Origin of the sequence: Achromobacter sp. NPDC058515, assembly GCF_042721735.1 — a bacterium.
Lineage (GTDB): Bacteria > Pseudomonadota > Gammaproteobacteria > Burkholderiales > Burkholderiaceae_B > Achromobacter.
Window position 1 is genome coordinate 323,417 of record NZ_JBHXNI010000004.1, and the last position, 25,462, is coordinate 348,878.

At 65.8% G+C, this 25,462-nt stretch carries 23 protein-coding genes; 1 reads left to right on the forward strand and 22 read right to left on the reverse strand.

All coding sequences use genetic code 11. From position 1 onward, the window contains the following. Window positions 1-39 precede the first annotated feature (39 nt). From ACFWP0_RS10255 to ACFWP0_RS10315, 13 genes are all read right to left on the reverse strand, one after another. Window positions 40-780, reverse strand: coding sequence for a phosphoadenylyl-sulfate reductase (locus ACFWP0_RS10255; RefSeq protein ID WP_377841701.1), 741 nt, complete (start codon window positions 778-780; stop codon window positions 40-42). Then, window positions 777-1,841 carry a sulfate/molybdate ABC transporter ATP-binding protein gene (locus tag ACFWP0_RS10260; RefSeq protein WP_377841703.1) on the reverse strand — a complete coding sequence of 355 codons (1,065 nt, stop codon included), beginning with the start codon at window positions 1,839-1,841 and terminating at the stop codon, window positions 777-779. The genes ACFWP0_RS10255 and ACFWP0_RS10260 overlap by 4 nt, the downstream gene beginning before the upstream one ends. A gap of 25 nt (window positions 1,842-1,866) precedes the next feature. Further along, a complete protein-coding gene (cysW, locus tag ACFWP0_RS10265; protein ID WP_377841705.1) occupies window positions 1,867-2,766 on the reverse strand; it encodes a sulfate ABC transporter permease subunit CysW in 900 nt (299 codons plus the stop codon). Further along, complete coding sequence (gene cysT, locus ACFWP0_RS10270; protein ID WP_377841707.1) at window positions 2,763-3,653, reverse strand: sulfate ABC transporter permease subunit CysT; 891 nt, start codon at window positions 3,651-3,653, stop codon at window positions 2,763-2,765. The genes cysW and cysT overlap by 4 nt, the downstream gene beginning before the upstream one ends. 24 nt (window positions 3,654-3,677) lie before the next feature. After that, the gene (locus ACFWP0_RS10275) at window positions 3,678-4,706 is read right to left on the reverse strand and encodes a sulfate ABC transporter substrate-binding protein (protein WP_377841708.1); all 1,029 of its coding nucleotides are present in this window, start codon (window positions 4,704-4,706) and stop codon (window positions 3,678-3,680) included. Window positions 4,707-4,919: 213 nt separating this feature from the next. Continuing rightward, the gene (locus ACFWP0_RS10280; protein ID WP_377841710.1) at window positions 4,920-5,561 is read right to left on the reverse strand and encodes a peroxiredoxin; all 642 of its coding nucleotides are present in this window, start codon (window positions 5,559-5,561) and stop codon (window positions 4,920-4,922) included. A 154-nt stretch (window positions 5,562-5,715) separates the two neighbouring features. Beyond that, window positions 5,716-7,542, reverse strand: coding sequence for an acyl-CoA dehydrogenase (locus ACFWP0_RS10285; protein WP_377841711.1), 1,827 nt, complete (start codon window positions 7,540-7,542; stop codon window positions 5,716-5,718). Window positions 7,543-7,645: 103 nt separating this feature from the next. Then, on the reverse strand, window positions 7,646-9,346 hold the full coding sequence (gene aspT / locus ACFWP0_RS10290; protein WP_377841713.1) for an aspartate-alanine antiporter: 1,701 nt from the start codon (window positions 9,344-9,346) through the stop codon (window positions 7,646-7,648). 24 nt (window positions 9,347-9,370) lie between these two features. Beyond that, a complete protein-coding gene (locus ACFWP0_RS10295; protein ID WP_377841714.1) occupies window positions 9,371-11,191 on the reverse strand; it encodes a bifunctional aspartate transaminase/aspartate 4-decarboxylase in 1,821 nt (606 codons plus the stop codon). Between the two features lie 110 nt (window positions 11,192-11,301). After that, a complete protein-coding gene (gene aspT / locus ACFWP0_RS10300) occupies window positions 11,302-12,993 on the reverse strand; it encodes an aspartate-alanine antiporter (protein ID WP_377841716.1) in 1,692 nt (563 codons plus the stop codon). Between the two features lie 190 nt (window positions 12,994-13,183). Further along, window positions 13,184-14,113, reverse strand: a complete 930-nt coding sequence (locus tag ACFWP0_RS10305; protein ID WP_377841718.1) for an electron transfer flavoprotein subunit alpha/FixB family protein — start codon at window positions 14,111-14,113, stop codon at window positions 13,184-13,186. Window positions 14,114-14,115: 2 nt separating this feature from the next. Next, complete coding sequence (locus tag ACFWP0_RS10310) at window positions 14,116-14,865, reverse strand: electron transfer flavoprotein subunit beta/FixA family protein (RefSeq protein ID WP_013392406.1); 750 nt, start codon at window positions 14,863-14,865, stop codon at window positions 14,116-14,118. A gap of 70 nt (window positions 14,866-14,935) precedes the next feature. Then, the gene (locus ACFWP0_RS10315) at window positions 14,936-15,859 is read right to left on the reverse strand and encodes a histone deacetylase family protein (RefSeq protein WP_377841877.1); all 924 of its coding nucleotides are present in this window, start codon (window positions 15,857-15,859) and stop codon (window positions 14,936-14,938) included. Window positions 15,860-15,869: 10 nt separating this feature from the next. On the opposite strand from ACFWP0_RS10315, the gene mltB reads away from it, so the two are divergent. Beyond that, window positions 15,870-17,027 carry a lytic murein transglycosylase B gene (gene mltB, locus ACFWP0_RS10320; RefSeq protein ID WP_377841720.1) on the forward strand — a complete coding sequence of 386 codons (1,158 nt, stop codon included), beginning with the start codon at window positions 15,870-15,872 and terminating at the stop codon, window positions 17,025-17,027. A 70-nt stretch (window positions 17,028-17,097) separates the two neighbouring features. Here the strand turns inward: mltB and cysM are convergent, their stop codons facing one another. From cysM to cmk, 9 genes are all read right to left on the reverse strand, one after another. Continuing rightward, complete coding sequence (cysM, locus tag ACFWP0_RS10325) at window positions 17,098-18,006, reverse strand: cysteine synthase CysM (RefSeq protein ID WP_377841722.1); 909 nt, start codon at window positions 18,004-18,006, stop codon at window positions 17,098-17,100. Window positions 18,007-18,081: 75 nt separating this feature from the next. After that, window positions 18,082-18,585: a ComEA family DNA-binding protein gene (locus ACFWP0_RS10330; RefSeq protein ID WP_377841723.1), complete on the reverse strand. Its 504-nt coding sequence runs from the start codon at window positions 18,583-18,585 to the stop codon at window positions 18,082-18,084. A gap of 173 nt (window positions 18,586-18,758) precedes the next feature. Continuing rightward, the gene (gene rfaD, locus ACFWP0_RS10335; RefSeq protein ID WP_377841725.1) at window positions 18,759-19,748 is read right to left on the reverse strand and encodes an ADP-glyceromanno-heptose 6-epimerase; all 990 of its coding nucleotides are present in this window, start codon (window positions 19,746-19,748) and stop codon (window positions 18,759-18,761) included. Further along, window positions 19,745-20,686: a D-glycero-beta-D-manno-heptose-7-phosphate kinase gene (gene rfaE1, locus ACFWP0_RS10340; RefSeq protein WP_377841726.1), complete on the reverse strand. Its 942-nt coding sequence runs from the start codon at window positions 20,684-20,686 to the stop codon at window positions 19,745-19,747. Before rfaE1 ends, rfaD begins: the two co-directional genes overlap by 4 nt. Further along, complete coding sequence (gene lapB, locus ACFWP0_RS10345) at window positions 20,683-21,897, reverse strand: lipopolysaccharide assembly protein LapB (protein WP_377841728.1); 1,215 nt, start codon at window positions 21,895-21,897, stop codon at window positions 20,683-20,685. Before lapB ends, rfaE1 begins: the two co-directional genes overlap by 4 nt. A gap of 60 nt (window positions 21,898-21,957) precedes the next feature. Further along, a complete protein-coding gene (locus ACFWP0_RS10350; protein ID WP_171663395.1) occupies window positions 21,958-22,272 on the reverse strand; it encodes a lipopolysaccharide assembly LapA domain-containing protein in 315 nt (104 codons plus the stop codon). 211 nt (window positions 22,273-22,483) lie between these two features. Continuing rightward, window positions 22,484-22,843, reverse strand: a complete 360-nt coding sequence (locus ACFWP0_RS10355) for an integration host factor subunit beta (protein WP_171663396.1) — start codon at window positions 22,841-22,843, stop codon at window positions 22,484-22,486. 3 nt (window positions 22,844-22,846) lie between these two features. Beyond that, window positions 22,847-24,559 carry a 30S ribosomal protein S1 gene (rpsA, locus tag ACFWP0_RS10360; RefSeq protein WP_171663397.1) on the reverse strand — a complete coding sequence of 571 codons (1,713 nt, stop codon included), beginning with the start codon at window positions 24,557-24,559 and terminating at the stop codon, window positions 22,847-22,849. Window positions 24,560-24,781: 222 nt separating this feature from the next. Beyond that, window positions 24,782-25,462, reverse strand: coding sequence for a (d)CMP kinase (cmk, locus tag ACFWP0_RS10365; RefSeq protein ID WP_377841730.1), 681 nt, complete (start codon window positions 25,460-25,462; stop codon window positions 24,782-24,784).

Consider the following 25,462-nt stretch of genomic DNA (forward strand, 5'->3'; position numbering starts at 1 on the left):
GGTATTCCCCTAAAACAGATTTTGAATTCATGGGCGGCTTCAATCGTCGCGCGCCACGATACTGATGACCCGGTTGCCCGCATGCAGGCCGCATTCCTTGGAGTCCGACGACTCCCACCACCAGCGCCCTGCCCTCAGGTCTTCGCCCGGGCGGATCGCGCGCGTACAGGGCTCGCAGCCGATCGAGGGGTAGCCCTGGTCATGCAGCGGGTTGTACGGAATGCCCAGCGCGCGGATGGCGGCCCAGACCTCATCCTCGCTCCACTCGGCCAGCGGGTTGAACTTGTAGAGGCCGAAGGCCTTGTCGTCCTCTTCCAGCGGCAACTCGCCGCGCGTCGTGGACTGCGCGCGGCGCTGCCCGGTGATCCAGGCGCCGCGGCCCGACAGGGCGCGCTTGAGCGGCTCGACCTTGCGGATCTGGCAGCAGGCCTTGCGCAGCTCCACGCTTTCGTAGAAGGCGAAGGCGCCATGCGCGGCCACATGCTCGTCGACTGCGGCGGCGACAGGCCTGTACACCGTCACCTCGCGTCCATAACGCTCGCTCACCGCGTCCAGCACGCCCAGCGTCTCGGCATGCAGCCGGCCTGTGTCCAGCGTAAACACCTCCAGCTCCAGGCCAGCGTCGTAGATGGCGTGCGTCAGCACCATGTCCTCGGCCGCCAGCGAAGACGCCAGCGCGGCATCCGGATAGCGCCGCTGGATATCGGCCAGGCGCGCCGCCAGATCGCGCCAGCGCGCCGCCAGGCCGGCGTCCAGTTCGGCGGAAAGAATAGTCGTCATGGCTGCACCGCGAAGATGCGCGCCCGGCGGGGACGCGCCAGAAGGGGTTCGCCGTCGCGCAGGTTCAGTTCCCGGTACAGGTACTCCGGCACTTCGGCCTCGATGATGGCGTCGGAATCCTGGCGGGCGAGTTCCAGGTAGGCGCTGGGCCCGGCCAGATAGGCGTGCGAGAGGCGCACGGCAATCCCGTCGGCATCCGCGCGGTAGCGCTCGATATCGAATTCGTGCGGCCGCACATAGGCGGTGGCGCGCTGGGCGTCGGCGTGCGGCAGCTCGGGGGCCGGCAGCGACAGGCCGGCGCCTTCCCACACGCCGCGCGTGGCCACGCCCTGCAACTGGTTCACGTCGCCCAGAAAGCCGTAGACGAACGGCGTGGCCGGACCTTCCCACACCTCGCGCGGCGTGCCCACCTGCTCGATCCGGCCCGCGTTCATCAGCACCACGCGGTCCGATACCTCCAGCGCCTCTTCCTGGTCATGCGTGACGAACACGCTGGCCACGTTCAGTTCGTCGTGCAGCCGGCGCAGCCAGCGCCGCAGCTCCTTGCGCACCTTGGCGTCCAGCGCGCCAAAGGGCTCGTCCAGCAGCAGCACGCGCGGCTCGACGGCCAGCGCGCGCGCCAGGGCGATGCGCTGGCGCTGTCCGCCCGACAACTGCGCCGGATAGCGGTCCGCCAGCCAGTCCAGCTGCACCAGGCTGAGCAGGTCGTGCACCTTGCGCTTGATCTGGTCTTCGGACGGGCGCTGCGAGCGATGCTTGACGCGCAGGCCGAAGGCCACGTTCTCGAAAACCGTCATGTGCTTGAACAGCGCATAGTGCTGGAACACGAACCCCACCTGGCGCTGGCGGACGTCCACGGCCGTGGCGTCCTCGCCAGCGAACAGCACGCTGCCGGAATCGGCCGACTCCAGCCCCGCGATGATGCGCAGCAGCGTCGTCTTGCCGCAGCCCGACGGCCCCAGCAGCGCCACCAGCTCGCCCGTCTCGATATGCAGCGAAACGTCGTTGAGCGCGCGGAACTGGCCGAACCGCTTGGATAGATTGCGAACTTCGATACTCATGCCTGTCTCCTTCGTATCCGTCGCGTCAGGCGACGGCCGGCTTGATGGCCACCGCGGGGCCCGGGTACTCGACCGGCTGGTCGGCGCCCTGCATCAGGCGCGCATTGCGCCACTCGACCACGTTCTTCGCCACCAGGGTCACCAGCGCCAGCAGGGCCAGCAGCGAAGCGACGGCGAACGCCGCGGAGTACTGGTATTCGTTGTAGAGAATTTCCACATGCAGGGTCATCGTGTTGGTCAGCCCCCGGATCTGCCCGGACACCACCGACACCGCCCCGAATTCGCCCATGGCCCGCGCGTTGCACAAGATGGCGCCGTACAGCAGGCCCCACTTGATGTTCGGCAGGGTCACGCGCCAGAAGATCTGCCAGCCGCTGGCGCCCAGGGTCAGCGCGGCCTGCTCTTCCTCGCTGCCTTGCGCCTGCATCAGCGGAATCAGCTCGCGCGCCACGAAAGGGAACGTGACGAAGAGCGTCGCCAGGATGATGCCCGGCACCGCATAGACGATCTTGATGTCGTGGGCTTGCAGCCAGCCGCCGAACCAGCCCTGCGTGCCGAACAGCAGCACGAACACCAGGCCTGCCACCACGGGCGACACCGAGAACGGCAGGTCGATCAGCGTGATCAGGAACTGCTTGCCGCGGAACTGGAACTTGGTGATGGCCCAGGCGGCGGCGACGCCGAACACCAGGTTCACCGGCAAGGCGATCGCCGCGACCAGCAGCGTCAGGCGGATGGCCGCCAGCGCGTCCGGCTCGACGATGGCGTCCAGGTACAGCTGCCATCCTTTCCTGAAGGCCTCGGCGAACACCGCCGCCAGCGGCACCAGCAGGAACAGCGTCAGGAATCCCAACGCCACGAACAGCAGCACGCCGCGCACCCAGCGCGGCTCGGTCAGGTGAGCGGGACGGTCCGATGCGCTCATGACTGCCTCCCCAGGCCGCGGCGCGCCTGCCAGCCCTGCAACAGATTGATGATCAGGAGCAGCACGAACGACAGGACCAGCATCACGGTCGCGATGGCGGCCGCGCCGGCGTAATCGAACTGCTCCAGCTTGGAAATGATCAGAAGCGGCGTGATCTCGGACACCATGGGCATGTTTCCGGCAATGAACACCACCGATCCGTACTCGCCCACCGCGCGCGCGAACGCCAGCGCAAAGCCGGTCATCAGCGCGGGCAGGATGGTCGGCAGCAGCACCCGGCGGATGGTCTGCCAGCGGTTGGCGCCCAGGCTGGCCGCCGCTTCCTCGATCTCGCGCTCCACGTCTTCAAGCACCGGCTGCACGGTGCGCACCACAAAGGGCACGCCAATGAAGATCAGCGCGATCACGATCCCCAGCGGCGTGAAGGCCACTTTCAGGCCGAACCATTCGGACAGGGGGCCGCCCAGCCAGCCTTTCTGCGAATACAGCGCGGTCAGCGCAATGCCGGCCACGGCGGTGGGCAGCGCGAAAGGCAGGTCGACCAGCGCGTCCAGCACCTTCTTGCCGGGAAAGCGGTAGCGCACCAGCACCCAGGCGACGACGGTGCCGAACACAAGGTTCACCAGCGCCGCGATCAGCGACGCGCCGAACGTCAGTTGATAGGACGCCAGCACGCGCGGCGCCGTCACCGCATCCCAGAAGCCCTGCCATCCCAGCCCCGCGCTCTTGATGGGCAAGGCGGCCAGGGGGATCAGCACGAGCACGCTCAGGTAGAACACCGCGTAGCCCATGGAAATGCCGAATCCGGGCAGCACGCCCGGGCTGTTGCGCCGAACGGCAAAAGGCGCTTGCGCGCCGTTTGCCGTCGGGTTCGAGGCGGTAGTCATGGCCGTCGTCCGATCGTTGTCCGATTATTTCTTCTGGGGCTGGTAGATCTGGTCGAAGGTGCCGCCGTCGCTGAAGTGATCCTTCTGCGCCTTGCGCCAGCCGCCGAAGATCTTGTCGTCGATGGTGACGAGCTTGACCTTGGGGAACTTGGACTCATACTTGGCCGCAACCGTCTTGTCCAAGGGCCGGTAGTAGTTCTTCGCGATGATTTCCTGCGCGGCGGGCGTGTAGAGGAACTCCAGGTAGGCCTGCGCCGCGTCGCGGGTGCCCTTCTTGTCCACGATCTTGTCGACGATGGCCACCGGCGGCTCGGCCAGGATGGACAGCGACGGCACCACGATGTCGAACTTGTCCGGACCCAGCTCCTCAAGCGCCAGGAAGGCCTCGTTCTCCCAGGCCAGCAGCACGTCGCCCACGCCGCGCTCCACGAACGTCGTGGTGGCGCCGCGCGCGCCGGTGTCCAGCACGGGCACGTGCTTGAGCAGGTCGCCGACGAAGGCGCGGGCCTTGTCTTCGCTGCCGCCGTTCTTCTCCAGCGCATAGGCCCAGGCGGCCAGGTAGTTCCAGCGCGCGCCGCCCGAGGTCTTCGGATTCGGCGTAATGACCTGCACGCCGTCCTTGATCAGGTCGTCCCAGTCCTTGATCTGCTTGGGGTTGCCCTTGCGCACCAGGAACACGATGGTGGAGGTGTAGGGCGAGCTGTTCTGCGGCAGGCGCGCCTGCCAGTTCTCCGGCAGCAGGCCGCGGTCGGCGATTGCGTCGATGTCGTAGGCAAGCGCCAGGGTCACCACGTCGGCTTCCAGCCCGTCGATGACCGAGCGCGCCTGGCGTCCGGAGCCGCCGTGCGATTGGCGGATCGTCAGGTCGACGTTCGCCTTTTCCTTGTATTGCTTGACGAAGGCGTCGTCGATGGCGCGGTACAGCTCGCGCGTGGGATCGTAGGACACGTTCAGCAGCGTTTGCTTCTGCTGCGCCTGCGCCGGCGAAATCGCGGCAAACGAAACTGTCACTGCGGCCAAGGCGGCCAACCAACCGGCTTTCCTGAAAGACATCCCTTGCTCCCTGTGTTCGGCAATGTGGAAGCAAGTTTGGGGGCTGGCCATTCTGAACGGAACGAATCATTTTTTGATTGCTCATCGCTCTCAGGCATATAGGATCGCCGTCCCAACAATGAAAAACCGCCGCGTTTCCCTATGGGGAAAGCGGCGGTGGCGGCGGCTGGAAAGCCGCCGGTCCGGCGGGGGGCTACCCCCCGTTTTTCGAATTTACTTATTCGGCTGCGGCGTAATGCGCAGGTACGGGCGCACGGCCTTGTAGCCCTTGGGGAACTTCTCCTTGATCACGGCCTCGTCCTGCAGGGACGGAACGATGATCACGTCGTCGCCGTCTTCCCAATTGACCGGGGTGGCCACGCTGTGGCTGTCGGTCAATTGCAGCGAATCGATGACGCGCAGGATTTCGTTGAAGTTGCGGCCGGTGCTGGCCGGATACGTGATGGTCAGGCGCACCTTCTTGTTCGGGTCGACGATGAACACCGAACGCACGGTAGCCGTGGCGCTGGCGTTGGGGTGGATCATGTCGTAGAGCTCGGAGACCTTGCGGTCCTTGTCGGCCAGGATCGGGAAGTTGACCGTCGTGGACTGCGTGTCGTTGATGTCCTCGATCCACTTGGTATGCGAATCGGCGCCATCCACCGACAGGGCCAGGACCTTCACGTTGCGCTTGGCGAACTCGTCGGCCAGCTTGGCCGTGTAGCCTAGTTCGGTCGTGCAGACGGGGGTGAAATCGGCCGGATGCGAGAAAAGCACCCCCCAGCTGTTGCCCAGGTACTCATGGAAGCGGATCGGGCCAGCCGAGGATTCCTGTTCGAAATCAGGGGCGGTATCGCCCAGGCGTAGTTGACTCATGGTGTCTCCTGTATGCGGATTCAGTTAGGGGGGACTGGCTTGCCCGACCGTCATGGCCGGCAGCGCAGGACAGCGTTTCCTTGCGGACAGTACCGCGTATGAAACGATTCTTCCATCAAACCTTTAGCCGAGGAAATACGCAAGTCATATAACCTTATGCAATATTCGAAGCCGCCCCGCAGGCCTCCGCGACGACCCCGGCGCGCACGGCCGCGGACAGGGCCAGCGCGCGCGGCAGGATATGCGCCGCGTAGAACAATCCCGTCGCGGCCTTTTCCTTGTAGAACGGATCGGTGGAGCCCGCCGCCAGCTTGCGGCGGCAGACCAGCACGGCGCGCGCCATCTGCCAGCCGCCATGCACGACGCCCGCCAGCATCAGGTAGGGGACGCTGCTGGAATAGACCGCCCGGATGTTCGCGGCCGACTGCTCAAGGATGAAGCCCACGCCCGCCTCATACGCCTGGATGGCTCCATCCAGGTTGTCGCGCAAGAGGCGCAAGGCGTCGCGTTCGGGAGCGGCCGCGCGCGACGATTCCGCCTCGACCGCGCGTAGGGTCTCGCGCATCGCGGCGATGGCGGCGTAGGCGGTGGCGCCGCCGTCGCGCTGGGTCTTGCGGCTGACCAGGTCATTGGCCTGGATCGCCGTGGTGCCTTCATAGATGGGCAGGATGCGGGCATCCCGATAGAACTGCGCCGCGCCGGTTTCCTCGATGAAGCCCATGCCCCCATGCACCTGGATGCCCAGCGACGCGACCTCCACCGCGGACTCCGTGGAGCAGCCCTTGACGATGGGCACCATGTATTCATAGAAGGCGCGGTTGCGCGAGCGCTGTTCCGGGTCGGGGTGGTGCGTGCCCTTGTCGTGCGCGGCGGCCGTCACGTAGGACACGGCGCGCGCCGCCTCGGTCAACGCTCTCATCGTCATCAGCATGCGCTGCACGTCGGGATGGCGAGCGATGGCGACTGGTCCGGCAGAGCCTTCCACCGCGCGGCCCTGCACGCGTTCGCGCGCGTACGCCAGCGCGTGCTGGTAGGCGCGCTCGGATACGCCGATGCCCTGCTGCCCGACCGAGTAGCGGGCGGCGTTCATCATGATGAACATGTATTCCAGGCCGCGGTTCTGCTCTCCAACCAGGTAGCCGATGGCGCCCTCGCCCACTTCGCCCTTGCCCGAGCCGTACAGCAGCACCGCCGTGGGGCTGCCATGGATGCCCAGCTTGTGCTCCAGCGACGCGCACCAGACGTCGTTGCGCTTGCCCAGGCTGCCGTCGGCCGCCACCAGGAACTTGGGCACGATGAAGAGCGAAATGCCCTTCACGCCCGCCGGCGCGTCCGGCGTGCGGGCCAGCACCAGATGGATGATGTTCTCGGCCAGGTCGTGTTCGCCATAGGTGATGAAGATCTTCTGGCCGGACAGGCGATAGCTGCCGTCGTCCTGCCTGACCGCCCGGGTGGCCACCTGCGCCAGGTCGGAACCCGCCTGCGGCTCGGTCAGGTTCATCGTCCCCGTCCACTTGCCGCCGATCAGGTTGGGCACATACTGCTTGCGCTGGGCGTCCGAGCCGACCGTCAGGATCGCCTCGATCACGCCGTCGGTCAGCATGGGACACAAGGAGAACGCCAGGCTGGCCGCCTGGATGTTCTCGCCCGGCGCGGCCGCCACCAGCTTGGGCAGGCCCTGCCCGCCCCAGGCCTGCGGGTGCTGCAGGCCCTGCCAGCCGCCCGCCACGTAATCCTTGAACCCTTCCGCGTAACCCGGCGTCGTCGCGACCTGGCCGTCCTTCCAGACCGGCGGCTGCGTATCGCCGGGCACATTCAACGGCGCCACCGCCTGTTCGACGAATCGGCCGTTCTCTTCCAGGATGGCGTCCACCAGGTCGGGCGTCACTTCTTCGAAGCCGGGCAGTTTCAGGATATCGTCCAGCCCGGCCAGTTCTCTCAGGGCAAAGCGGAAGTCCTGCAGCGGGGTTACGTAGGGCATGATGTCTCCGGGTGCGACGAACGGCGAGGCGGCGCGCGCCTCGCGTCCAATGCGTTTCTGTATGCGCTTGACGGGCCCCGTCCGGCTTGCCGCCGGCGGAGCGCTAACTCAGATGGTACGCCAACGACACGATGATCGGCCCCAGCACTGGCAACAGCACGTTGGCAATGGCGTAAGTGACGGTATAGCCCAGGAGCGGCACGGAGCTGCCGCTGGCGGTCAGGATGGCGCTGATGGCCGGGGTGCTGACGTGCTGGCCGGCAATGGCGCCCACCAGCAGCGGGCCTTCGATCTTCAGGATCTTGTGCCCCACCCACAGCGACAGGCACGCCGGCCCCAGGGACACCAGGAGGCCGATCAGCGGCAATACCGCGCCATGCTCGCGGATCAGGGAAATGGCGTCGGGTCCGGCCGACAGGCCCACGCAAGCCACGAAAATCGCCAGCCCCAGGTCCTTCAGCAGTTGCACCGCATGGCCGGGAATATGGCCGATCGCGGGCCGCTTGGCGTTGATCCAGCCGCAAACCAGGCCGCTCACCAGCGCCCCGCCCCCGCTGCCCAGCGAGACCGGGATGCCCCACATCCGCGCGCTCAGGCCGCCCACCATCAGGCCGGCAAGAATGCCGAACGCCAGGAACACCAGGTCGGTCACGCCGCTGCGGCGCAATTCATTGCCCAGCGCCGCCCCGGCTTCGGACAGCTCGGGTTCGGCGCCCACCAGCGTCACCAGGTCGCCGTACTGCACCACCGTCGCCGGCGTCAGCGGCAGCACATGGCCGGACCTGACGATGGATTGCAGGAAAACCCCGCGCGCGCGCCGGGCGCCCGGCCGCTTGGCCAGTTCGCCCACCGTGCGCCCGTTGACGGATTTCTTGTTGACCACGACGGCCAGCTCGCTCAGCTGGAGGTCGTCGGCATGCGCCTCGGGCAGCTGGATTTCCGGGCCGATCACCGAGCCGGCGCGCAGCGCGAAGCGGCGCATGCCCAGCACCACCACGACGTCGCCGGTCGCCAGCGCGTCATCCGGCGTGGCGTCGATCGCCTCGCCGTTGCGCAGGATGCGGCTGATCGCCGTGCGGCCGCCCAGCTGCGCCTCCACCTCGGCCACCGTCTTGCCGTCCGCGTCCTTGACGACGTGGGCGCGCCCGACCAGGCGGGGCAGCGTGGGAAGATTGGCCTCATCGCCCTCGCCCGAGGTCACGCCCAGCTTTTCCTCCAGGGCCTTGGATGCCTCGCGCAGATTGATGCGCAGGAGCGCGGGCGCCACCTGGCTGGTGAAGAACACGATGCTGATCAGGCCCACCAGATAGGTCAGCGTGTAGGCCGTGGCGATATTGGCCTCCATGCGCTGCACCTCGGCATCCGGCAATCCCAGGTGCTTGAGCGCCTCCGCCGCCGTGCCCACCACCGCGGACTCCGTCGCCGCTCCCGCGGCCAGGCCGGCGGCCGTGCCGGCATCCAGGCCGAACATCGGCACCGCCGCCAGCACGATCGTCAGCACCAGCAGGGCCTCGATGACCGGCAGCACGATGTAGCGCAGGCTGGACCGGTTGAGGTTGGCGAAGAACTGCGGGCCGCCCGAGTAGCCCATGGCAAAGATGAACAGGGCGAACGCGACCTCTTTCAGGTCGCCGCGCATCTGGCAACCCGTCTGGCCGATCAGCAGGGCGACGATGAGCGTTCCGCACACGCCGCCCAGCTGGATCGGGCCGACCTTCAGCTTGCCGATCAGGTATCCCAAACCCACCGTGACGAACAGAACCGCGATGGGGACGCTATTGAAAAACCCGACGGAGCATGTCATGAGGTCATGTCGCCCTGTGATTGCCTATTTGCCGGCCGTGGCCTTCTTGGCGGACTTGGCTGCGGTGTCGGCCTTCTTGACGGCCTTCTTCACCGCCTTCTTGGCTGCGGTCTTGCCGGCCGCGACGCGCTTGGCCGCCGACGCCTTGACCGTCTGGCCCTTGCCCGCGGTGGGGCCCGAACGCACCACCTCGCCGGCCTTCCATGCCTCGACGTACTCGGTCGCCGCTTCCACCATGTACTTGCCGATCTTGGCGTAGTCGCCGTCGTCCAGGTTGGCCAGCGAAATGCGGATCGACCACGGCGGGCCGCCGAAGCCGCCCCCGTCCATCAGCACGACGCCCGACTTCTCCGCCAGGCGGAACAGGAAGTCCACCGGCTCGTAGTTGCCGGTCATGTACTTGCAGAAGGCGTCGCCATACGTGTTCTTGGCCCAGACCATGAAGTCCAGTTCCACGTAATACCAGCCGCGCATCGGATCCTCCGGCGGCATCGGGATGCCCAGGCCGCGCCACAACGCATCGCGGCGGCCCCGCACGATCTCCATCGTCAGATGCTTGTAGGCGTCCTTCAGGTCCAGCAGATGGGACAGCGCGAAGAAGCCCATCTGCACCTGCTGCGGCAGGGACAGCCCCGCCGTGTGATTCAGCGCCACGTTGCGGCTATCGGCAACCATCCGGTCGATGAACTTGAGCTTCTCGGGCTCCATCGTCATCGCGCCGTAGCGCTTGTTCAGACGCTTTTTCCACGACGCCGGCAGTTCGGCGATGCGGCGGTCCATCGTATTCGTCTCGTGGGTGGCGATCACGCCCAGGCGCCAGCCCGTGCAGCCGAAGTTCTTCGAGAAGGAATACACGCAGATCGTGTTGTGCGGCACTTCGGCCATCAGCGAGCGGAAGTTCGGCACAAAGGTGCCGTACACGTCGTCCGTCACCAGCACCAGATCCGGGTTCTTGCGGATCAGGCGCACGATCTGCTTCATCTCGACCGGACTGAACGCCACGGACGGCGGGTTGCTCGGGTTGACCGTGACCGCCAGCTTGATCTTCGGATCTTCCAGCTTGGCGATCTCGGAGGCCGGATAGTGCCAGTCATGCGTGCCGTCGGCGCGCATGCTGTTGGCGTTGATGGCGACGATCTTGAACTGGAAGCGCTCCAGATGCGCGATCTCGATGTAGGGCGTGAAGGTCGGCAGGAACAGCGCGATGGTGTCGCCCTGCTTGAGCAGGCCGTTCTGCATCAGGGAATCGAAGATGTAGCACATGGCCGCCGTGCCGCCCTCGACAGGGAACAGGTCGAACTTGCCCTTGGGCGGGCGGCCGTCGCACATTTCCTTGATCAGGTAGTCGTGCACGATCTGTTCCAGATGGACCAGCGCGCGCGGCGGCACGGGGTAGTTGTCGCCGATGATGCTGTCGGTCAGCTCGTGGATCCATTCGTCGGGATCAAAGCCCTTGACCTTCACGCCGTACTCCAGCACGCCGGCCAGGAAGTCGTAGCCCTCTTCGCCCTTGTGCTTGGACAGGAACTTGCGCAGCCGGTCGGCGCAGCCCTTCTTGGCCGGCATGCCGGCCAGGATGGCGTCGTCGCGCACGCGGCGCGCTTCCTTCATCGCGAAGCGGCCCAGCAGGAAGAAGGCATCGCGCGGTTCGGTAGCGATCCAGTTCGGATTGCCGCGCCCGGCGTTCAGCATGGTCAGCGCGGCCGTTTGCTGGTTTTCCTTGGCCAGCGTAATCAGGTAGTCCTTCAGCTCGAAGGGCGAAAGCTGCTCGAGGTCGCGCTGGCGCGAACGGGTCGTTTTCAAGGCCGAGGCCAGGCTGACGGTGAGAGGCGTGGTGGAAGCCATTGTTCAGTACTCCTGGTTTGCGTTATGACAGGCGCTTGCAGGGGCGGCCGAGGTCGCTCGCCGCCCCTCTCTCGTGCAGCCCGCAAGCGCGAAGCTTGCGGGCAGTCTCACTAGGTCATGAGCATGACGATGACAATCCCCCAGATGATGAGCAGGGTATTGCCGATCGCGTAAGGCACCGTGTAGCCCAGGGCGGGCACCTGGCTTTTCGCCGTCTCGGTGATCTGTCCGATGGCGGCTGTCGTGGTCCGGGCGCCCGCGCAGACGCCCAGCACGATGGCGGGATGGAACTTGAAGACATAGCGGGCGATGAACACGCCCAGGATCATCGGCACGCTGGTGGCGATGATGCCCGCGACAAACAGCTTCGCCCCGAGCTGCTGGAAGCCCTGGACAAAGCCCGGCCCGGACGAGATGCCCACCACCGCGACGAAGGCGGTCAGCCCCACGGATGTCAGGAACCAGTGCACCGGTTCCGGCACGCGGCCGAAGGTCGGATGCACGGACCGCAGGTAGCCGAAGACCAGCCCGGAGATCAGCGCGCCGCCCGAGGTCGACAAGGTGATGGGAATGCCGCCCACGGTCAGCACCAAGGTGCCGAACAGGCCGCCGAGCAGGATGCCGAAGCCCACGAACACCATGTCGGTCTGGTCGGTGGCCCGATCCACATAGCCCAGCCTTCCAACCACGCGCTCGACGTCGCGCTTGGCGCCCAGCAGGAACAGGCGGTCGCCCCGGTCCAGCTTCAGCCCCCAGTTGATCGGCATCTCATGGCCGCCGCGCACGACCTTGCGCAGGAATACGCCGCGCCCCAGTTGGCGCGCGGTCTCGTCCTCCGAGATTTCCTTGACCGTTTTGCCCGCCAGTTTCTTGTTGGTCAGCACGACCTCGACAATCTCGGCGGGCAGGTTGATCAGGTCCCGGTCCTCGACCTCGGCGCCGATGATGCCCGCAGCCTGCAAGACCAGGGCGTCATGGCGCCCGGTCACGCCGAGAATATCGCCGGCCTGCAGCACCGTGGTGGAATCGGTATCGAGGATCTGGTCGCCGCGGCGGATGCGTTCGACAAAGACGCGGGCGTCGACAAACTTTGCCTCCAGTTCGCCCACCGTCTTGCCCGAGTATTCGGCGTGGTCCAGCTTGTACGCCCGTGCAATGAACTTGCGGTAGCCCGACAGTTCCATGGAATCCGAGCCGCCCGACATCTTGGCCTCGTACTCCTGGCATTCCTTGACGATGTCCACGCGCATCAGCTTCGGGCCCAACGAAGCCAGGATCCATGCGCTGCCCACCGTGCCGAAGATGTAGCAGACCGCATAGGCCACCGGAATGCTGTCGATCCATTGCTTCTTGGTGGCGGCATCGATGCTCAGGCCGTTGATCGTGTCGGTGGCTACGCCCATCACCGCTGAAATCGTTTGCGCCCCCGAGAGCAGCCCCGCGCCGGTGCCGGCGTCAAAGCCGAACGCGACCGCCGTGCCCCAGGTTACCAATAGGCATAGCACGCAGATGATGACCGCGAAGATGACCTGAGGAAGGCCATCGCTTTTCATGCCTCGGAAGAATTGCGGTCCGACGCCATAGCCCAGACCGAAGAGGAAAAGCAGGAAGAACACCTGCTTCAGGATTGGAGCGATGGTGAGGTCCAGTTGACCGACCAGCACACCCACCAGCAAAGTACCCGTTACCGCGCCCAGATTGAACCCAAAGATTTTTTTGGCCCCGATCCAGTATCCCAGGCCCAACGTAAGAAAAACCGCCAGCTCTGGATACTTTCGTAGCGTGTCGAAAAACCATTCCATCCCGAATCTCCTTCGTTCTGTACAGGCCGAGCACTTGCGCGAAGAATCCTGCCGCGCGCGAAACACATTATCAGAATCTATAGGAAATCAAAAGGTTTGAGATTCAAGCAACCATCTAATAAGGTTCGCCGCAAATAAAAAAACCCGCGAGCAAGCTCGCGGGTTTTTGCATACTGCCTGGCGGACTGGTTTACAGCGCGCTTGTCAGTTCAGGCACGACCTGGAACAGATCACCCACCAGGCCATAATCGGCCACGCCGAAAATCGGGGCTTCGGGGTCCTTGTTGATGGCGACGATGACCTTCGAATCCTTCATGCCGGCCAGATGCTGGATTGCACCCGAGATACCAACCGCCACGTACAGCTGCGGCGCGACGATCTTGCCCGTCTGGCCGACCTGCCAGTCGTTCGGCGCGTAGCCGGCGTCGACGGCCGCGCGCGAAGCGCCGAGGGCTGCGCCCAGCTTGTCGGCCAGCGGATCCAGGATCTTGAAGTTCTCGGCGCTGCCCAGACCGCGGCCGCCCGACACCACCACGCGCGCGCCGGCCAGTTCAGGACGGTCGCTCTTGGCGACTTCACGGCCCACGAACGCGGACAGGCCCGAATCGGCAACGGCGGCGATCTCTTCCACGGCGGCCGAGCCACCTTGCGCGGCGACGGCGTCAAAGCCCGTCGTGCGCACGGTGATGACCTTCACGGCGTCGGCCGATTGCACGGTGGCAATGGCGTTGCCCGCGTAGATCGGACGTTGGAACGTATCGGCCGATTCCACGCCGATGATGTCGGAGACTTGCGCCACGTCCAGCTTGGCGGCCACGCGCGGCGCCACGTTCTTGCCCGAGGCGGTGGCCGGGAACAGGATATGGCTGTAGTTCGAAGCCACGGCCAGCACCTGGGCCGCGACGTTCTCGGCCAGGCCATCGGCCAGCTGCGGCGCATCGGCCAGCAGGACCTTGGCGACACCGGCGGCGGCAGCGGCCTGGTCGGCCACGGCGCGCGCATTGGCGCCGGCGACCAGCACGTGCACGTCGCCTCCGATCTTGGCGGCGGCGGCGACGGCGTTCAGGGTTGCGCCCTTGAGCTGGGCGTTATCGTGTTCGGCAATAACCAGCGTCGTCATGATCAGACCACCTTCGCTTCGTTCTTGAGTTTGTCCACCAGGGCCGCAACGTCGGCCACCTTGATGCCGGCCTTGCGGGCGGGCGGCTCGCTGACCTTCAGCGTCTTCAGGCGCGGCGCGGCGTCAACACCCAGTTCTTCGGGCGTGACGGTGTCCAACTGCTTCTTCTTGGCCTTCATGATGTTCGGCAGCGTGACGTAGCGCGGCTCGTTCAGGCGCAAGTCCGTGGTGACGATGGCCGGCAGCTTGAGCGTCAGCGTTTCCAGGCCGCCATCCACTTCGCGCGTCACGGTGACCTTGCCGTCGGCCAGCTCGACCTTGCTGGCGAACGTGGCTTGCGGCCAGTCCAGCAGCGCGGCCAGCATCTGGCCGGTCTGGTTGGCGTCGTCATCGATGGCTTGCTTGCCCAGGATCACGAGCTGCGGCTGTTCCTTGTCGACCAGCGCCTTGAGCAGCTTGGCCACGGCCAGCGGCTGCAATTCGGCATCGGTCTGGACCAGCACGCCGCGGTCGGCGCCGATGGCCATGGCGGTGCGCAGCGTCTCCTGGCATTGCGCAACGCCGCAAGAAACCGCCACGACTTCAGCGACGGCGCCCTTTTCCTTCAGGCGCGTCGCTTCTTCGACGGCGATTTCGTCAAAGGGGTTCATGGACATCTTCACATTGGCGATATCCACGCCAGTCTGATCAGACTTGACGCGCACCTTGACGTTGTAGTCAACGACGCGCTTGACAGGTACCAACACCTTCATCCCGCTGCCTCCAAATGGAAATAATGACCCGGCATGCGCCGGGATCGCATTGCACAATTTTTTCCTGATTCTACAGCTTCGCCAGCGCCCGTATATGCGCAACCACGCTGCGGCCCAGGGCGGACAAGTTGTAACCGCCTTCAAGCGTGCTGACGATCCGGCCCTGACCGTGGCGTTCGGCCACCTCGACGAGCCGTTCGGTGATCCACGCGTAGTCGGCTTCCACCAGGCCCATCTGGCCCATGTCGTCCTCGCGGTGCGCATCGAATCCGGCCGACACCAGGATCAGTTCGGGGCGGTGCGCCTCCAGCCTGGGCAGCCAGGCATCCGTGACGATGGCCTTGACGGCGGCGCCTGCCGTATAGGCGGCCACGGGCACGTTCAGCATGTTGGCGGCCGGATGCTCCGTGCCGCTGTTGGGAAAGAAAGGGTGCTGGAAAAAGCTGCACATCAGCACGCGCTCGTCGCCGGCGAACACGTCTTCGGTGCCGTTGCCGTGGTGGACATCGAAGTCCACGATGGCCACGCGCGCGAGGCCATGGACATCCATCGCATGCCGCGCCGCGATGGCGATATTGTTCAGAAAGCAGAACCCCATTGCCTGCGACCGGCACGCGTGGTGCCCGGGGGGACGCACCGCGCAGAACGCCGTCCGGGCCTCGCCGGCCATCACCGCGTCCACCGCCGCCACGCCCGCGCCGGCCGCGTGCAGAGCGGCTTCGTAGGTGTGCGGATTCATCAGGGTGTCGGGATCTATCGGGTAATACCCTTGGTCCGGCGCATGTTCCTGCAAACTGTCCAGATACTGGACAGTGTGGACGCGCAGCAGGTCATCGCGGGACGCCTGAGGCGCCTGCCGGTCATCCAGGTAAGGCATCAATCCGCTGGCGAGCAACTGGTCGGAAATGGCGTCCAGCCTCTGGGGGCTTTCGGGATGCCAACTGCCCATTTCATGCAAGCGGCATGCCGGGTGGGTAAGATACATGGTCTCCATAAGGAAGATTATGTTCATCTGTCGGCGAATACTGCAACTCGGAACGCTTTCCGCCCTGCTGGCGGGGTGCTCCACCACCGCCCCCACTGCCCCCTCCATCACGCCCGCGGCCCAGACGGCGCCGGCTTCAGGCACCGCCCCCATCCGCATCGGGCCCAGTACGCCGACACTCGGCTCCGAACTCCCGGATGACGCTCCCGCCACGCTGACGGCCTCGGGCGCGCTGCGCCCGGAAGTCCGTTCGTTCGTGGAAGAACTGGCCGCCGAACGCCAGCTCCCGCTCGCGCCGATGGTCTCGGCGCTGGAAGGCTCGCGCTACAACGCCACGGTGGCGCGCCTTATCGCGCCGTCCCCGCCTGGCAAGAAGATCTGGCGCAGCTGGCTGACCTACCGGTCCCGCTTTGTGGAACCCAAGCGCATCGGCTGGGGCGTGGATTTCTACAACGAGAACCGCGACCTGCTCAACCAGGCCGCGCAGCGCTTCGGCGTGCCGGCGCCCATCATCGCGTCCATCATCGGCGTCGAAACCCTGTATGGCCGCAACATGGGCAACTTCCGCGTGCTGGACGCGCTGGCCACGCTGGCCTTCGACTACCCGGATCCCGCCAAGCCCGAACGCGCCACGATGTTCCGCGGCCAGCTCGCCGACTTCCTGACGCTGGTCATGAAGGACAAGCTGGAACTGGAAACGCTGGGCTCCTATGCCGGCGCCATCGGCATGCCGCAATTCATGCCCACCAGCGTCATGCACTACGCGGTGGACGGCGACGACAACGGCCATATCGACCTGACCAACAACACCCGGGACGCCATCATGTCCGTGGGCAGCTTCCTGGCGCAGCATGGCTGGCAGCGAGGCCTGCCGGTGTTCGCGCCCGTGGCGCTGCCCGCGGATCCGACCGCGCTGGTCGACGGCGGCCTGGAGCCCAAGCAAAGCTGGGGCACGCTCTCCGCGGCCGGCGCGCGCCTGCAGCCGGGCGCCTCCAGCGAGGGCTGGGGCAGCCAGCCGGTGGGCGTGGTCGACCTGGTGGAAGAGGCCCGGGGCACCGCGCAGTACCGCGTCGGCACACCCAACTTCTTCGCGCTGACCAAGTACAACCGCAGCTATTTCTACGCCACCTCCGTGGCCGACCTGGCCACCGAGATCGAGGCCCGCGTGGCGCGCTGATCCGGCGCCCGCAAAAAAAGGCGCCCCGGCAATGGCCGGGGCGCCTTTTTTCATCTGAGATCCTGGATGTTCAGTTGAAGACCCCCGTGGACAGGTAGCGGTCGCCGCGGTCGCACACGATGAATACGATAGTGGCGTCGTTCACGCGCTCCGCCACGCGCAGCGCCGCGACCAGCGCGCCCGCCGACGAGATGCCGCCGAAGATGCCCTCTTCCGAGGCAAGCCTGCGCGCCATGACCTCGGCTTCGGACTGCTCGATGGATTCGTAGGCGTCCACCCGGCTGCGGTCGAAAATCTTGGGCATGTAGGCTTCCGGCCACTTGCGGATGCCCGGGATCTGCGAGCCTTCCGCCGGCTGGGCTCCTACCACCTGCACCGCGGGATTGCGCGACTTCAGGTAGGTCGACACGCCCATGATGGTGCCCGTGGTGCCCATGGCGCTCACGAAATGCGTGATCCGTCCGTCGGTCTGGTCCCAGAGTTCCGGGCCGGTGGTCTCGACGTGGGCGCGCGGATTGTCGGGGTTGGCGAACTGGTCCAGCACCAGGCCTCGGCCGTCCGCCTGCATTTCGGTGGCCAGGTCGCGCGCGTATTCCATGCCGCCCTTGTCCGCCGGCGTCAGGATGAGTTCGGCGCCGTAGGCCGTCATCGCCGCGCGGCGTTCCACGGAAAGGTTGTCCGGCATGATCAGGATCATGCGGTAGCCTTTCATCGCGGCGGCCATGGCCAGCGCAATGCCGGTATTGCCGCTGGTGGCTTCGATGAGGGTATCGCCCGGCTTGATGTCGCCGCGCTCTTCCGCATGCTTGATCATCGACAAGGCCGGACGGTCCTTCACGGAGCCCGCGGGGTTGTTGCCCTCCAGCTTGGCCAGGATGACGTTGCCACGCGCCGCGCCCGCGGCCCCGGGGATGCGCTGCAGGCGCACCAGCGGCGTGTTGCCGACGGTTTGCTCGATAGTGGGGTAGGTAGTAGTCATGCCGACGATCATAACTCCGCCTGGCGGCGGACGCGGCCAAAAGCCGCGCTCCCGCCAGGGGTTCCCCTGCCCCCCTCAGGGCTTGGCGCGCGCCGGCGCCGCGGTTGAAGCCGCCGGCTTGGCGGCCGCGGGTCTGGCCTGCGCCGGCCTGGCCGCCGCGGCCGGCGCAGCCGCCGGACTGCCCGGCGCGGCTTCAGCGCCGGACTTGCCGCCTATCGTCAGGCCGGCCGCCTGCAGAGCCTGGGCCTTTTTCTGGCCTATGCCGCGCACGCGCTCGCTCAGGTCCTCCAGCGATTCGAAGTCGCCGCCCCGCTCTCGCTCCCGCACGATGATCTCGGCCGTGCGGGGGCCAATTCCGCGGATGCCTTCAAGCTGGGTGGCGCTGGCCTGGTTGACGTCCACCGCCCGCGCCGGCGGCGGCGCGAGGCCCAGGCCAGCCGTCAGCAGCAGGACGCTCACCGCCTGGCGCAAGGCGCGCTGCCTGGTGTGGGGGCAGTCGGGCGCCGGCGTGCGGCGCGGCCTGCGCCAGCGCGAAAGCGGCGATGCGCGGGCAACGGTGGATTGCACAAACGGGTTCATGTGGCTCTCCTGAAAGGACCGGGCGCAACGGCTGTCGCGCCACGTCGACATCATGGCCGCGGGCCCGCGCGCCTGGCCGCGCAGTGAACAAAAGCATCCACCCCGGCAACCCGGCGGGCGAAAAAAAACCACCGGGTCGCGGTGGTTTTTCGGGCTGCCGGCTTGCGCGGCGCTTACCTGCGGGCGCGCCAATAGCGCACATACTCCGCCACGCCGGTCTGCACATCGCGCATCGGCGCGGTGAACCCTGCCCCGCGCAACTGCGTGACGTCGGCCTGCGTATAGCTCTGGTACCGGCCTTTGAGATCGTCCGGAAACGGGATGTAGCGGATCAGGTCCAGCTCGACCAGTTGCGCCAGGGTCAGTTCGGCCTCGCCGCGCTCGGCGCGCAGGGTGTTCACCACGGCGGCCGCCACGTCGTTGAAGGGCTGCGCCCGGCCCGTGCCGCAGTTGAAAATGCCGGACTGCTCGGGATGATCGAGGAAGTGCAGGTTGACGGCAACCACATCCTCGACGGAAATGAAGTCGCGGCTCTGGCCGCCGTCCACATAGCCGTCCCAGCCCGCGAACAGGCGCACGTGCCCATGCTCCAGGAACTGGTTCATGTTGTGGAACGCCACCGAGGCCATGCGGCCCTTGTGCTGTTCATGCTGGCCGTAGACATTGAAGTAGCGCAGGCCCACGACCTGCGCCGTCAGGCTGTCCATGCGCTTGCGCAGCACCTGGTCGAACAGGAGCTTGGAATAGCCGTAGACATTCAGCGGGCCTTCGTTGTCCGGATGTTCGACGTAGATCGACGAACCTCCATAGACCGCGGCGGACGAGGCGTACAGGAACGGGATGCGGCGCGCCTGGCAGAACTCGAACAGCTCCAGCGTGACGCGGTAGTTGTTGTCCAGCATGTAGCGGCCGTTGCGCTCGGTCGTGTCCGAGCAGGCGCCCTGGTGCAGCACGGCGCGCACCTCGGGCAGGCTGCCGTCGGCCACGCGCCGGCGGAAGTCGTCCTTGTCCATGTAGTCGGCGATCCTGCAATCGACGAGGTTGACGAACTTGTCGCCCTCGGTCAGGTCATCGACCGCGATGATGTCCTCGATGCCGCGGCGGTTAAGCCCGCGCACCAGGTTGCTGCCTATGAAGCCCGCGGCTCCGGTAACGACGATCATGAGTGCTCTCCTGCCAATTCCGCGGCGGTGACGATGGACGTGCCCAGCTTGCCCACGGCAATGCCGCCGGCCATGTTGGCCCAGCCCATTGCCTCGGCCCACGGCAAGTCGATGGCGCGCGAGACCGCCAGCGTGGCCAGTACGGTGTCGCCCGCGCCGGATACGTCGAACACCTCGTGCGCCTGCGCGTCGGTGTGGTCTCGTCCCGCATCGGTAAACAAAGTCATGCCCTGCTCGGAACGCGTCACAAGCAAGGCCTCCAGGTCCAGTTCGGCGCGCAGGCGCTGCGCCCGGTCGGTCAATTCGGCTTCGGAATTCCAGCGGCCCACGGCCTGCTGCATTTCCGAGCGGTTGGGCGTGACCAGCGTCGCCCCGCGATAGCGGGAATAGTCATCGCCCTTGGGGTCCACCAGCACGGGAATGCCGGCATTGCGCGCCAGGAAAATGAGGGACTCCACGCGGGTCAGCACGCCCTTGGCGTAGTCCGACAGCACGACGATGTCGTGATTGGCCAGATGGCGCGCCAGCGCGGCGTCCACGCTGTCCAGGGCGGCCTGCCCCGGATGCTGCTCGAAGTCCACCCGCAGCAGCTGCTGCTGGCGTCCCAGCACGCGCATCTTCAGCGTGGTGTGCAGGGAGTCGTCGGCGATCAGGTCGGCCTGGATGCCGGCCTCGGCGGCCAGGCGCCTGACGCTGTCGCCGGCCTCGTCCTCGCCCAATACGCCGACCAGGGTTACGTGGCCGCCCAGGGCAGCCACGTTGCGCGCCACGTTGGCGGCGCCGCCCAGGCGGTCCTCGCGGCGCGCCACGCGCACGACCGGCACGGGCGCCTCGGGCGAGATGCGTTCTACTTCGCCGAACCAATAGCGGTCCAGCATCACATCGCCAACCACGAGAACGCGGCTATGCGAAATGGCTTCGGCGGGAAAAGAGTTCATTCAAGTTCTTCCAGACGGCGCGGCGCATAGGTTTCCCAGGCATTGCAGCCGGGACATTGCCAGTAAAAGCGACGCGCTTGAAAACCGCAACTGCGGCAGGCATAGCGGTCCAGCCGTTGCGTGTGCTTGTGGATCAGGCTGCGAAGCAGGCTGAGATCGGCGCCCGGCACCGGACCGTGGTCGGCATCGCCCTCGCCATTGGCCAGTTCGGCCTCCAGCAGGCGATCCAGGCCCAGCAGCGAGGGGTGGCTGCGCAGCGCGCCGCGGGCAAAGGCCCAGGCCGTCGCCGCGCCCTGCTGCACCCGGAGTTCCCGGAACACCACATTGAACAGGTCCAGCGAGGCATGGCGCGCATACTGCTTTTGCAGAAACTCCAGCCCGGCCTGCGCCTGGCCGGCGCCGCGGTAATTGGCCAGCAGCTGCTCCGCCACCAGCCCCGCATATTCGGGGGCATCGGTCATGACGGATTCCAGGTACAGCCTTTCGCGCTTGGGGTCCTGTTCGATCAGGGCCATGCGCGCGCGCAGCATGGCGGTGCGCACCATCGCGCCCTTGCTGGATGCGGCATCGGTGGTCGACAGCGCGTGGTCGGCGGCGTCCAGCGCCTTGTGCGCCGCCTCGATGTCGGCGGGCTTGGCCGCCAAGGCGGTCTGCGCCTGCTCGCAGTAGTAGTGCACGATCTGCGGAACCGGCTCGTCGACCAGGCCCTGCAGCGTCTTCACGGCCTCGATGGCGCGCGGCCAGTCATGCTCCGATTCGAAAATGCGGATCAGGGAGCGCAGCGCAGGCAAGGCGTAGCGCGTGTCCTTGAGCTGTTCGAAGCCGCTTTCGGCGCGGTCGAGCATGCCGGCCTTCAGGAAGTCCTGCGCCAGCTCATGCTGCGCGTGCTCGCGCTCGGCGGCAGGCAGATCCGAACGGCTCAGCAGGCTCTGATGCACGCGGATGGCGCGTTCCATCTCGCCGCGGCGGCGGAACAGGCTGCCCAGCGCGAAGTGCAGCTCGGTGGTTTCGGGGTCAAGTTTGGCGACTTCGACAAAGGCGTCGATGGCGCGGTCCGGCTCCTCGTTGAGCAGGAAGTTCAGTCCCCGGAAATAGGAGTCGGGGAGGCTGCGGGTTTCCCGCAGCATTTGCCGGATATCGAAGCGCGCGGCCAGCCAGCCAAGCGCGAACAGCACCGGCACGAAAATCAACCACCAAGGTTCAAAATCCACTATTCGGGCTCATGCGGTAATTCGGTGCAAAAAAAGGGACGTGCGGCCGGCTCAAAGCCGTCACAGCGGCGACATCGGAGCAACGGCCTCCGGCGGGACGACGGGCGTATTGCCGCTTACCGCGGCCTGGATGCGATCCAGCTCACGGCGCAGGCGGATGGCTTCACGGCGGCGGCGCACGGCGGCGGGCACGGTAAGCAGCAGGCCGAACAGGGCGCCCAGCACGAACACGACCAGCATGACGACGATCAGCGGAACGTCCTGAACGACGTAATCGGCATAGAACTTCACCGCAACCGGATCGGTGTTCTTCAAGGCGAACATCAATACCGCAACAAACACGAGCAATCGCAGGGCCCAGACTAGATAGCGCATGACGCATGCTCCAGAGAATTCGAGACCATCAATTGTAAGCGACCTCTCCCGCCCTAGTGAAATAAATGCCCCTCCGAGACACGCGCCACGCGTGCCTGGCGCCCCCGAGGGTGCGGCTTGGGGCGGCAACAAAAACAAAGCCCCTTGATTTCTCAAGGGGCTTTGTCCGCGGTCCGATCTGCCCGAAGGCAGCCTTTGCTTGGCCGACGCGTCAATGCATGGCGTGCAGACCTGCCATGGACGGCATCGACTCGCTCGATCCGGAGGATTGAGCGTCCTCGTCATTGCCGCCGACCAGGTCCACCCGTTCGCGCAATTCCTTGCCCGCCTTGAAGTGCGGCACCTGTTTGCCAGGCACCAGCACCTGTTCGCCGGATTTCGGGTTGCGCCCGACACGGGGAGACCGCTGCGACAACGAGAAGCTGCCAAAACCGCGGATCTCGATGCGCTGACCCGAGGCCAGGGCCTGGGTCATTGCATCCAGTACGGTCTTGACCGCGTAATCGGTGTCGCGGGCGGCCAGCTGAGGATAGCGGGCCGCCAAGGCGGCGATCAGCTCCGACTTGGTCACGAATTAACCGTCGTTGCGCTGTTGGTCCAGCTTGGCCTTCAGCAGCGCGCCGAGGTTGGTGGTGCCGGACGAAGCGCTGGCGTCGGACATGCGCTGGATCGTATCGGCGGTCTCGGCGTTGTCGCGGGCCTTGATCGACAGCTGGATCGAACGCGTCTTGCGGTCGATGTTGACGATCATGGCTTCGATGTTTTCGCCGGCGGTCAGCACGGTGGTGGCATCTTCAACGCGGCCCGAGGAGATCTCGGAAGCGCGCAGGTAGCCTTCAACGTCCACGGACAGCGTAACGACAGCGCCCTTGGCTTCGACGGACTTGATGGTGCCCGGAACAACCGCGCCCTTGTCAAACGTGGCGACGAAGTTGTTGAAGGGGTCGCCTTCCAGCTGCTTGATGCCCAGCGAGATGCGTTCCTTGTCGGTATCGATGCCCAGAACCACGGCTTCGATCTCGTCGCCCTTCTTGAAGTTGCGCACGGCTTCTTCGCCGGTTTCCGTCCACGACAGGTCGGACAGGTGAACCAGGCCATCGATGCCGCCGGGCAGGCCGACGAACACGCCGAAGTCGGTGATCGACTTGATGGCGCCGCGGACCTTGTCGCCGCGCTTGAAGTTCGTGGCGAACTCTTCCCACGGATTCTGGCGGCACTGCTTCATGCCCAGCGAGATGCGACGACGGTCTTCGTCGATTTCCAGGACCATGACTTCGACTTCTTCGCCCAGGGTAACAACCTTGCGCGGGTCGACGTTCTTGTTGGTCCAGTCCATTTCGGAGACGTGAACCAGGCCTTCGATGCCGGCTTCGACTTCAACGAACGCGCCGTAGTCGGTCAGGTTCGTGACCTTGCCGAACAGGCGGGTGCCTTGCGGGTAGCGGCGAGCCAGGCCCACCCACGGATCTTCGCCCAGTTGCTTGACGCCCAGCGAGACGCGGCTCTTTTCCTGGTCGAACTTGAGGACCTTGGCTTCGACTTCCTGACCCACTTGCAGGACTTCGGAGGGGTGACGCACACGGCGCCAGGCCATGTCGGTGATGTGCAGCAGGCCGTCGATACCGCCCAGGTCAACGAACGCGCCGTAGTCGGTGATGTTCTTGACCACGCCCTTGACCACGGCACCTTCGTGCAGGGTTTCGAGCAGCTTTTGACGCTCTTCGCCCATGCTGGCTTCCAGCACCTGGCGACGCGACAGCACAACGTTGTTGCGCTTGCGGTCGAGCTTGATGACCTTGAATTCGAGGGTCTTGCCTTCGTACGGGGTAGTGTCCTTGACCGGACGCAGGTCCACCAGCGAACCCGGCAGGAACGCGCGGATGCCGTTGGTCATGACGGTCAGGCCGCCCTTCACCTTGCCGGTGATGGTGCCGGTAACCAGTTCGCCGTTTTCCAGGGCCTTTTCCAGCTGCAGCCAGGCCGACAGGCGCTTGGCGCGGTCACGCGACAGGATGGTGTCGCCGTAGCCGTTTTCCAGGGAATCGATGGCCACCGAGACGAAATCGCCGGGTTGCACTTCGAGCTCGCCCTGGTCATTCAGGAACTCTTCCAGGGGGATCAGCGCTTCGGACTTCAGGCCGGCGTTGACGACGACGAAATTATGGTCGACGCGCACGACTTCGGCGCTGATGACCTCGCCGGACTTCATGTCCTGGCTCTTGAGGCTTTGTGCGAAAAGGTCGGCGAAGCTTTCGCCGCCGGTGGCGGTAGTGGAAACGGAAGACATGGGGTTGAAATCCATTGGGCCGAAATGGCCGTTAAGAACACACCGCGGCGGATTGCCCGCCACAGTGGAGTCAAAATACCTGCCTGCCGGTTTGCCCTTGCGGGGTGGCCCGTGGGGGTGTCGCCTGGCTTGAGCAGGGCCTAATCAAAAAAACCGTGTTGGAGCAGCGCTCCGTGGATTCCGGTGAAGGTTCGGCGGGGTTTGCCCTTTGGCTTTGCCTACCTAGGCCGTTTGCCAGAAATCCAGTATTGCCTGCACCGTCTCTGCAATCGTCAAATCAGACGAATCCAGCACATGTGCGTCCGCTGCGGGAGCCAGTGGCGCGGTTGCGCGCCCGGTGTCGCGGGCATCACGCTCGCGCATATCTCGCAGAAGGTCATCTAGATTAGCAGAAATTCCCTTTTCGATCAACTGCTTACGGCGCCTCTCCGCCCGAGCGACGACGTCGGCAACCAAGAACACCTTCAGGGACGCATCGGGAAACACCACGGTGCCCATGTCGCGCCCGTCCGCCACCAGCCCCGGCGGCAGCCTGAAAGCCCGCTGGCGCTCCAGCAGGGCCGCGCGCACGCCGGGAAAAGCAGCGACGCGGGAAGCGAAATTGCCTACTTCCTCGCGGCGGATTTCGTGGTCGACATCGGCGCCATCCAGGTAGACATGGGGGCCTTCGAAGCGCACATCCAGCGTTTCGGCCACGCGGGCCACCCCCGCCTCGTCCTCCGCGGCCACGCCGCGGTTGATGGCGGCCAAGGCGGTCAGGCGATACAGCGCGCCGCTGTCGAGCACCGCCCAGCCCAGCGCCTTGGCGACGCGATGGGCCACCGTGCCCTTGCCGGACGCGGTGGGGCCGTCGATCGTGATGACCGGAACCTGGGAAGAGAGAGTCGAAACAGTCAAAGTCAT